At 37.0% G+C, this 9,959-nt stretch carries 6 protein-coding genes and 1 pseudogene; 1 reads left to right on the top strand and 6 read right to left on the bottom strand.

Annotated elements, in window-relative coordinates; genetic code table 11:
• The 6 genes and pseudogenes from BBH99_RS03995 to BBH99_RS03970 form a co-directional block, all read right to left on the bottom strand.
• A pseudogene (locus BBH99_RS03995) lies at positions 1 to 640 on the bottom strand (M1 family metallopeptidase); the annotation flags it as partial.
• 144 nt (positions 641 to 784) lie between these two features.
• The gene (locus tag BBH99_RS03990) at positions 785 to 3,766 is read right to left on the bottom strand and encodes a reprolysin-like metallopeptidase (protein ID WP_066692292.1); all 2,982 of its coding nucleotides are present in this window, start codon (positions 3,764 to 3,766) and stop codon (positions 785 to 787) included.
• Between the two features lie 283 nt (positions 3,767 to 4,049).
• Positions 4,050 to 4,877, bottom strand: a complete 828-nt coding sequence (tatC, locus tag BBH99_RS03985) for a twin-arginine translocase subunit TatC (protein WP_066692289.1) — start codon at positions 4,875 to 4,877, stop codon at positions 4,050 to 4,052.
• A gap of 205 nt (positions 4,878 to 5,082) precedes the next feature.
• Entirely contained in the window at positions 5,083 to 5,769 is a 687-nt protein-coding gene (locus BBH99_RS03980) for a type 1 glutamine amidotransferase domain-containing protein (protein ID WP_066692287.1), read from the bottom strand.
• Between the two features lie 101 nt (positions 5,770 to 5,870).
• Positions 5,871 to 6,431 (bottom strand): Crp/Fnr family transcriptional regulator, encoded by a 561-nt coding sequence (locus tag BBH99_RS03975; protein ID WP_066692286.1) that lies wholly within the window; start codon positions 6,429 to 6,431, stop codon positions 5,871 to 5,873.
• 15 nt (positions 6,432 to 6,446) lie between these two features.
• The gene (locus BBH99_RS03970; protein WP_066692285.1) at positions 6,447 to 7,406 is read right to left on the bottom strand and encodes a KpsF/GutQ family sugar-phosphate isomerase; all 960 of its coding nucleotides are present in this window, start codon (positions 7,404 to 7,406) and stop codon (positions 6,447 to 6,449) included.
• A 158-nt stretch (positions 7,407 to 7,564) separates the two neighbouring features.
• On the opposite strand from BBH99_RS03970, the gene recQ reads away from it, so the two are divergent.
• Entirely contained in the window at positions 7,565 to 9,769 is a 2,205-nt protein-coding gene (recQ, locus tag BBH99_RS03965) for a DNA helicase RecQ (protein ID WP_066692284.1), read from the top strand.
• The last annotated feature ends 190 nt before the right edge of the window (positions 9,770 to 9,959 follow it).

Genomic DNA, 9,959 nt, shown 5'->3' with positions numbered 1-9,959 from the left:
AAGTAGTCTTGTTTCCGTTAGCCTTTTTATCGATTAACCTTCCGTTTCCAACCCCTACAAGATCATTTGGGGTAATGATTTTCATGATAATCCCGTTATCCGGCTCATCGCTCCAGATATCTTTAGTAGGAAGCCATATAGAAGACCCTATGCCCTGAACAGCCGGGCTCATCCATGGATTTCCGTTTTTATCCTGAGTGAAAACCCATCCGCCATCCCAGGGAGCATTCTTTGCAATCTGAGGGTTTCCGGAATAATCAACATCAATCGTATATTTCTCACCCTTTTTAAACTTTTTCTTAGTTGTGATAAATATAAAATCTCCATCCTGCTTAGAACTGACAATAGGAAAACTTGCTGTAATTTTTCCAGCTTTCATTGGTTGCTGAAGATCAATCTGAAATACAGGATTGGTGACGTCCTTTATAATCTCAAGGCTGATTTTGTTCGTTCCTTTAATGCTTTTCTGCTCAAAATCAGGTTCTACGGAAAAATTATATTTTTTTACATCCCAAAAATCTCTGAATGGAGTATTGGAACCTTTTAAGGTATCTTGTTTAGTATAAACTTTATCTCTTTCAAAGAACTGCCCGAAAGCAATCCCGGAAACCAATAAAAGTGTGTATGACAGCTTTTTCATGTAAATTAAATTAATAATCTTTTCAAAAGTATAAAATTAAATTAACAGCCGGATAAAGATCGTATGAAAATACCGATTAAATTATCCTGTAATGTATAAAAAAGCCCGGCCTAATGCCGGGCTATGATATAAAAAGTGGGAATTTTATTTTTTTATGAATTTCAGATTTGAAGTTGTTCCCTTATCTTCAATTGAAATAATATAGGCTCCGGTGCTCAGCTTTGAAACAGAGATTTTGTTATCTGAGATTTCGCCGCTCATTACTTTTTGTCCTACCATATTCGTGATTGAGAATTGTGCTTTAGAAGAAACCTGAGTTACATTCAATATATCACTTACAGGGTTAGGGAAGATCTGGATAGAATTGTTGTCTTTTGTCACATCATGGGTACCCAGAGTTTCAGCCAGTATACGAACCGGATAGTCTTCAATCTCACCATATTGAGGGCTGGTACATCCATTCTGTGGCTGGGTGTTATAAGCCATCATAACTCTCATGATGACATTGGCATCTGTATAAGCATCTGTAGGAACAGTAAAGGTTCCTGAAACAGGAGTGACTTTACTTGGAGAATTTGAAAATATGATTTCAGATGCAGTAAATAATCCATCTTTATTATAGTCGATCCATGCTGTTATTCCTTCATTGTAAGATTGACCAGCCCATTGCTTCGATACACTGATTGCATTTCCTGTAGAACCTTTTTTTAAGGTAATTAGTTTACTGAAATCGGTTGTATAATCAGAATACGATGAAGTATTAGTAGTACTGTTATTTGAAATTGCAGGCATTCCTGTTGGCGTTACGGTAACATTGGAAATAAATTCATCTGTAGAATTTGAAGAAACTGTACATGCTGTATAAGAAAGCGTTACAAAATTGCTGGATGCAGAATATGTTCCAACGTTGGAGCCACATACATTAGCAACCTGTATCTCATATTGAGTGGACTCATTCAATCCGGAAAGATAATATGAATTTGTACTTACAGGAGTTGTTGTCCATGTAGATGTTCCCGTTTTTCTGTACATTAATGAATATGTAGCTCCCTGTACTACATCCCAACTTATATTGGCAGAAGTTTTTGTGATTCCTGAAACTGTAAGCCCTGTCGGAGCTGTTGATGAACATGCCACAGAAGCTGCTGAAACAGTAGCATTCCCTATAGCATAAAATATATTATCAATAGCACTAACTCTTACCTTTACATTGGAACCGGTAGCAAGGGAAGCGAATGAGTACGGTTCAGCTCCATCATTAGGAGTAGAAGGAGCAATCACTGTCCATGTAGTTCCGTTGTCTGTAGTATAATCTATTTTTACATTTTCCACATTATATGGAGCAGTATTAGTAGTCACAACATCCCAGGTAATAGCTCCCGGTGTATTGTTATATACTGTAGCAGAAGTTACTTTAAACGGACCTTCGGCTCCAACACTCACCTTAGCAAGAGTGCTTTGGGTTTGTTGTTGAGCAGGATCTGGGTTATTATCTCTTACGGTTACCTTGAAGTTCATCTCTCTCTTTACATTGGATACCGTTTCCCAATCCTGTGTACTGGTAAGAGTTCCATCAAGAACATTTGAAAGTTTAGGGAAATAACGGGTTGGAGAGGTTGTAGGCATTATAGATCTGAAATTGGCCCCATTCGTTCGGGTTGGACTTACCGGACCAAAAACCGAAGTAGCCAGATCATATTGTTCCCAGGTATACGTTAATGGATCATTTTGCGCATCTGTTGCAGAAGCTGTCAATACAAAGGCTGTTCCTTTTGGTATTGTTTTTTGAGCATGAGGCTGTACAACTGGCGGAGTATTGTTAATTGTTGTAATAGTACCACAACTCTGTGCAGTGGTATAAGCGCCTACTTGTTCAATATTTTTTACATGAAAATAAGCATCTGAATGCATTTGAACATTCGCATTGGTGATTCCGGCATATCCCATGATGGTAGACCCTGACCCTGGCTCCATTTGAGCGCCGTGAAGAGCAATAGACATGGTATGGGCAGCTCCAAACTGATGACCAATTTCATGAGCAACAAAGTCAATGTCATAATTGTCTCCAAATGGTTCATCCGGAGTGGCAGGAGAGGTAATTCCTGCTCCTTTTGAAGTTGCATCATTGGGTCCTGATGGATTTCTGCATACGTTTCCAACATCTCCGGCGCTTCCACCACCACCTCTGTGACCAAAGAAGTGTCCTATATCATAAGCAGCATTCCCTACGCCTTGTGTATTGGTAAGTGTTTGCTGAACCTCCAGATTCCATTCATCAGGTGCACTGTAGCTTATTGCTCCAGTAACAGGATCTACATCTTCTAAAACATCAGTATAAGGATCTGTAGCTGGATCTGAGAAGATCACCTGAGGCAGATCCTGAACAATCATATGAATACCAAAATCCTTCTCAAAAACTCCATTTACTCTGTGCATAGTAGCATTGATGCGAGCTGCAGCCTGAGGAACACCACCGGCAAGTTGTGTGTATTCTCCGTTTACAGAGATTGCAATTCTATATGTTCTGTATTTTTGGTCATTACTTTTATTCGTTCCTCCTAAGCCATTCAGAACATTTTTTGATTTTAATAGCTTAGTCATCTGCTTTTTTGAGACTTCAGGCTCAAAAGTTCTACACTCAAAAGGATCACCTTTTGGTTTATTTGATTTAAAGAAGACACCATAAATGGTTTTTTCCTTATTTACAGGTTCAATGAACTCATATTGTCCTGTGTTAACATCAAACAACATGGATTGGAAATCATTAGGAGCTGTAGTAAACCTGATTTGTTTATTAGGATTATCTATTCCAACTCCGGAATAGGCTCCCAGTTCATATCTCTCTGCCATTGATTTTGCAACGGTAGGAGAGCTGTAGACAGAAAATCTTTCAACCTTTCCGTTTGTTGTAGGTAAGGAAACAACAATTGGTGCTCCTCCTGTTCCTGCTTCCGGAGCATTTTTTAACATGTCTCTTAGGGAAGCAAGATCAAATTTATAAGCATATTCAATTTTAACTTCTTTCCTTATAGGCGTGACTTTTTCAGAAACTGGAATCCAACGCTGTGCCTGTAAACCTGTCAAGCTTAAAGCCAGAGCGCAAACAAAAATAATTTTCTTTTTCATATAAAATTTAAGTAAATTCAATTAATGATTGTAAAAATAATAAATGTTTTTATTTATTTCAATTTTTATTGAATAAAAATTTGTATATTATTGTTTTGATTGAATTTGTATTGATTTATTTAAGCTGTTTAGATTGTTGAATGTTTCAAATTATGCTCATATTTGATGAGTATATACTGACAAATAAATGAAATTACAGTAAAAAAAATAATGCTGATCTATTTTTTAAAGATCAGCATTATTTAAATTTTATAGTAGATGAGCCTATTGCTCTTGTATGGATTTATTTTTGTACGGCAGGGAGATTTCCATTGCTTTTCTGTACCCTTTTATAAGTGAAGGTACACATCATAATACTGAATTCATATAAGATCAGTAATGGGAAAGCAGCCATCAGCATACTTAGTACATCTGCCGGAGTAATAATTGCTGCCACCACCATAATCAATACAATAGCATGACGGCGGTAGGTTTTCATGAATACAGGAGTAAGAATTCCGATGCTGGTAAGGAAATAGATCAGAATAGGAAATAGGAAAATAACACCCATTCCTAAAACGACCTGTAAAAAAAGCGTGGTATAATCACTCAGATCATAAAGAGGAACAATAATATCTGAAATCTTAAAAATTACTCCAAAGTTTACAGCGAAAGGAAGAATTAAAAAGTAACCACATAAAACACCTGTCATAAAAAGCATCCAGACTGCGTTAATAATATAAATGGAATTCTTTTTTTCCCTTGGATGTAAAGCCGGACTGATGAAACGCCATAATTCCCAAACGATATAAGGAAATGCCGCCACCATTCCTCCAAAAATGGAAACTGCCATCATCACATTAAACTGCTGATATAACCTTTGTACACGTACCGGGAAATCCTTTGGAAGGTGAATACTGTCTTCCCCTAAAATCATTCTTGAAAAATGATTAACAATTTTAAACGTTGGAAAATCATTTCTGGTAGGCCCAAAAAAGATATGGTCCATAATCCAGTTGATATTAAAACCAACCACAAAGGCTGCAACGATGATAGCAATAATTGAACGGACCAAATGTCCTCTTAATTCTCCAATATGCCCCAGAAAGGACATCTCTTTGTTATTGTCCATATAATAGAATCTGTCAAAATGCACCCCGGAAAAGGGAAGCAGTTTAAGTCTGCGAAATTATGAAATAATAATCAGTATTTAGAATTTATTGTTCATGAATTTGTTTAGGGTAAGATTACAGATTGTTCATATATTGCTAAAGATATTCTCAGATGCAAAACAGACAGCACAAAAGGCTGCCTGTTATCATGATATTCAGTTACTATTATTTTTCAAGAATTTCCAGCACTTTTTCTGCCACCGCTGCTCCGGATTGCGGGTTTTGCCCCGTTACCAGATTTCCATCGGCTACAGCGAAAGGAATAAAATCCTGATCTGCCTTTACATAATGAGCACCTCTGCTTTTCAATACATCTTCTGTAAGGTAAGGCATATGATCTGCCAGTTCCGCTGCAATTTCTTCCGAATTTGAAAAACCGGTTGCTGTTTTTCCTTCAATCAAAAGTTCTCCATTAGAAAGTTTGATATTAAAGAGACCTACAGCTCCGTGGCATACAGATGATACAATCCCTCCGTCTTCATAAATGCTGCGGGCTATTTCCTGTAGTTCTGTATTGTCCGGAAAGTCCCAAACAACACCATGTCCGCCTGCGTAGTAAATGACACTGTAATCTTTAGGATTGATATCGCTAGGCGTAAAAGTATTCCCTAATTTATTTCTGAAGGTATCATCCGCATAATATTTCCAGTCTACAGGCTGCACGAACATTTGCAGAGAAATAGGATCAAGTGGAGTATATCCGCCTTTTGGACTTACAAAATCTATTTCATATCCTTTTTCTTCCAGTTTCTCATAAAAATGAACGGCTTCCCCGAGCCATAAACCTGTTGCTCTTTCCATATCAGGATATTTTTCCACACTTGTCACTACGATTAATGCTTTCTTTTTCATTGGTATTGTTGTTTAAAATGATAAGACAAAGATTGGAATTTTGATAGACCTGTTACAAGGATATACCTCAAAAAAAAGATGTGACACAGGTCACATCTTTATCAATATAGTCGGCTTAATGTTTCTCGTGAAACTCCCAGGTAGCTTGCAATAAGCTGTTTCGGAATATGGTCCTTAAAACCCGGATATTGTTTAATAAAGTCTTCATAGCGCTCCTTGGCAGATTTGCTCATTAATGAAAGAATCCTTTGCTGTAAAGCTACATACCCGAAATTAGACTTTACCCTGAAGAAATGCTCCATCACCGGAACTTTTGAGCAGAGAATATTTAAATCTTCATAAGCAATGGAATACACTTCAGTATCTTCAATACAGTCAACAGCCAAAGATGACGATTCCTGCTTAAAAAAAGCTGCAAAATCTGAAATCCACCAGTTGGAAGCTGCAAACTGAAGAATATGCTCTTTCCCTGTAGTATCTATAAAACTGCTTTTGAGAATCCCTTTTTCTATCAGAAAAATTTCATGAACATGCTGATGTTCCTGTATCAGAAACTGTCTTTTCCTGAATCTTTTCTTTACAAAAAAGCTTTGAATGATTTCAAACTCATCATCCGAAAGGGTAACAATTTCCTGAATATGTTCTTTTAGAAAATGACTCATCCTAACAGTCAAGAATTAATTGATTCCTTCATCAAGCAACTTATGCAGATCAATGATCCCGAAGTATTTCCCGTTTTCAGTTACTACAAGCTGCCCGATATTATTGTCTTTTAAAATTTTCATGGCTTCTTTGGCCAGTGCATCTTTCTCAACAGTTCTTGGATTGGCAGACATAATATCTTTGGCGAGAACCTTAGTGATATCTTCTCCTTTCATCAGCATTCTTCTCAAATCACCATCCGTAATCACTCCGATAATCTGATCTTCATTGGTAACAACAGTAATTCCATGGCTTGATGCACTGATGGAAATAATAACATCTCTTATAGGAGCATCTTCCGAAACCTGTGGTTTTTGTGAAGACAGGAACTGCTCAACTTTTGATGTCAGGTTTTTACCCAGGCTTCCTCCAGGATGGAATTTCGCAAAATCGTTCGCTTTGAAATCATTCAGTTCCATTAAGGCTACAGCAAGCGCATCTCCCAATGCCATTTGAATGGTGGTAGAACTTGTAGGTGCAAGTTTATTAGGACAAGCTTCAACATCAACGTGAGTGTCCAGGATAATTTCTGAAAACTCAGCGAGTTTGCTGCTTCTGTTTCCGGTCATGCCGATCAAAGCCGAAGAATAATCCTTTAAATACGGAACAAGATTCGCTATTTCAGGAGAATTTCCGGAATTGGAGATACAAAGTACTACATCCTGTTTCTGGATAACTCCCAGATCACCATGAATTGCTTCCGAAGCATGTAGAAATTGTGATGGAGTACCTGTAGAATTCAGGGTGGCAACAATTTTATTACCTACATGAGCAGATTTTCCAATTCCTACTACAATTAATTTTCCTTTAGCAGAGTGAATAATTTCTACCGCCTTAGCAAATTCGTCGCCAATCCTGTTTTTTAATTTTTCTAATTCTGAAATTTCAATTTCTAAAGTGCTTTTAGCAATTGATATGATGTTGGTTCTATCCATTTTATGACAATAAGGTATACAAAAAAGTTTTCAAAAAACGTTATATTTTAAAAACAATATTTAATATAAATTTTATTTTTTATAAATTCGTTCGCTTTTATTTTAAGCAGAATTTTTATAACTTTGGGTTAGATGCAAATTTAGCAATAGAAAATTAGATGAGCGCAAAAAAAGCCAATTTATCAGGCGAATTGAAAAAGTATTTTGGGTTTTCTACATTTAAGGGACAGCAGGAACAGATTATAGAAAACCTATTGAATGGGAAGGATATATTTGTTTTGATGCCTACAGGTGGTGGTAAATCATTATGTTATCAGCTTCCGGCACTTATTTCGGAGGGAACAGCCATTGTTGTTTCACCTTTAATAGCGTTAATGAAGAATCAGGTGGATGCCGTAAACGGGCTGTCATCTGATGATGGGGTAGCGCATGTATTAAATTCATCATTAAACAAGACACAGACAAAACAGGTTTTTGACGATATTAAAAGCGGAAAAACCAAACTTTTGTATGTAGCTCCTGAATCATTGATTAAAGATGATTATCTGGACTTTTTAAAAGAAGTTAAGATTTCTTTCTTTGCTATTGATGAGGCTCACTGTATTTCAGAGTGGGGACATGATTTCAGACCGGAATACAGGAACCTTAAACAGATTATTGACAAGATTGCCAATGTACCGGTAATTGCCCTTACGGCTACTGCCACACCGAAAGTGCAGGATGATATTCAGAAGACATTAGGGATGACCAATGCCTTGGTATTCAAAGAAAGTTTCAACCGCCCGAATCTGTATTATGAGGTATGTCCTAAAATTAATATAGATAAGGAGATCGTTAAATTTATCAACCAGCATAAAGGAAAGTCTGGGATTGTCTATTGCCTGAGTAGAAGAAAAGTGGAGGAATTTGCCCAGCTTCTGCAGGTTAATGGAATTAATGCCCTTCCTTATCATGCGGGGCTGGATCAGAAGGTGAGAGTTGCCAATCAGGATAAATTTCTGATGGAAGAAGTGGATGTGATTGTAGCAACCATTGCTTTCGGAATGGGAATTGATAAGCCGGATGTACGTTTTGTGATTCACTATGACTTCCCGAAATCACTGGAAAGCTATTATCAGGAAACCGGAAGAGCAGGAAGAGATGGTGGTGAAGGTCATTGCCTTGCTTTCTATGATCCTAAAGATATTGAGAAACTGGAAAAATTCCTTGCTCAGAAACCTGTATCCGAAAGAGAAATCGGGTTACAGCTTTTAAATGAAGTAGTAGGCTATGCTGAAACTTCAATGAGCAGAAGACAATATATCCTTTATTATTTTGGGGAAAGCTTTGATCCTGTGAATGGAGATGGAGCGAAAATGTGTGATAATTCATCCAACCCTCCAAAATTAAAAGATGCCACAGCAGATTTAACGAAAGCTCTTAATTTAATTAATGATACAGGAGAAAAGTTTAAAGCAAAAGACCTTATTTCCGTGATTGTAGGGAAAGAAACTGCGGTTACTAAGTCTTATAAACTGGAACAAAACCCGCATTTTGGTTTTGGAAAAGATGAAAAAGACAATTATTGGAAAACCATCCTGAGACAGGCTACCGTTCAGAATTTTCTACAGAAAGATATTGAAACGTATGGTGTTTTAAAGATCGCAGAAAAAGGAAGAAAAGTATTGGAAGGTAAATCCAAAGATATTTTCCTGATTGCTGAAGACAGAGAATTTGATCTTACCCAGGCAAAGGCAGATAGCGATCAGTTGCAGCAACAAGCCGGAGGTGGTTTAGACCAAAAACTATTTAATCTGTTAAAGGAGTTAAGAAAAAAAGTAGCCAAAAAACACGGTATTCCACCTTATACAGTGTTTATGGATCCGAGTTTGGAGGATATGACGGTTCAATATCCCATTACGGTAGATGAAATCAACAAAATTTATGGAGTAGGAGAAGGAAAGGCGAAGAAGTATGGGAAAGAATTTGCCGACTACATCAAAACATATGTTGAGGACAATAATATAGAGCGCACTCAGGACATGGTACTTAAACAGGTGGCCAATAAATCCAGCCACAAGGTTTTCATTATCCAGAGCACTGATAAAAAGATTGATCTTGAAGATATTGCAAGAGCAAAGAACCTTTCTATGGATGAACTCTTGAAAGAAATGGAAAGAATTGTTTATCAAGGTACCAAGCTGAATATCGACTATTATATTGAAGATAATTTTGACGAAGATATCGTAGATGGCTTTATGGAGTTCATGAACGAATCTGAAAGCGACAGCATGAAAATTTTATTGGATGAGTTTGGAGACGAACTGTCTGATGAAGAGGTAAGAATGCTGAGAATTAAATTCATCAGCGACGTTGCCAACTAAGGAATGAAATATGAAAAAAATACTAAAAGCTCTTCAATTGAAGGGCTTTTTTGTTGTAATTTCTGTCCCGTCCTGAAATAAGTTGACAACTAATCGACTTATTTATGAAAGAACAAGTATTAAAAAGAGAAAAGCGCACCCAAAGAGACTACAGTATAGCTTTTAAATTACGGGTAGTTTCTCAAGTAGA

Origin of the sequence: Chryseobacterium contaminans, from assembly GCF_001684955.1 — a bacterium.
GTDB lineage: Bacteria > Bacteroidota > Bacteroidia > Flavobacteriales > Weeksellaceae > Chryseobacterium > Chryseobacterium contaminans.
This window is presented reverse-complemented; position numbering and strand designations above follow the sequence as displayed.

Excerpts from the sequence above, each read along its gene's own strand:
- BBH99_RS03970 (WP_066692285.1), bottom strand. The coding sequence starts at position 7,406 with ATGGATAGAACCAACATCATATCAATTGCTAAAAGCACTTTAGAAATT.
- BBH99_RS03980 (WP_066692287.1), bottom strand. The coding sequence starts at position 5,769 with ATGAAAAAGAAAGCATTAATCGTAGTGACAAGTGTGGAAAAATATCCT.
- recQ (WP_066692284.1), top strand. The coding sequence starts at position 7,565 with ATGAGCGCAAAAAAAGCCAATTTATCAGGCGAATTGAAAAAGTATTTT.
- tatC (WP_066692289.1), bottom strand. The coding sequence starts at position 4,877 with ATGGACAATAACAAAGAGATGTCCTTTCTGGGGCATATTGGAGAATTA.
- BBH99_RS03990 (WP_066692292.1), bottom strand. The coding sequence starts at position 3,766 with ATGAAAAAGAAAATTATTTTTGTTTGCGCTCTGGCTTTAAGCTTGACA.
- BBH99_RS03975 (WP_066692286.1), bottom strand. The coding sequence starts at position 6,431 with ATGAGTCATTTTCTAAAAGAACATATTCAGGAAATTGTTACCCTTTCG.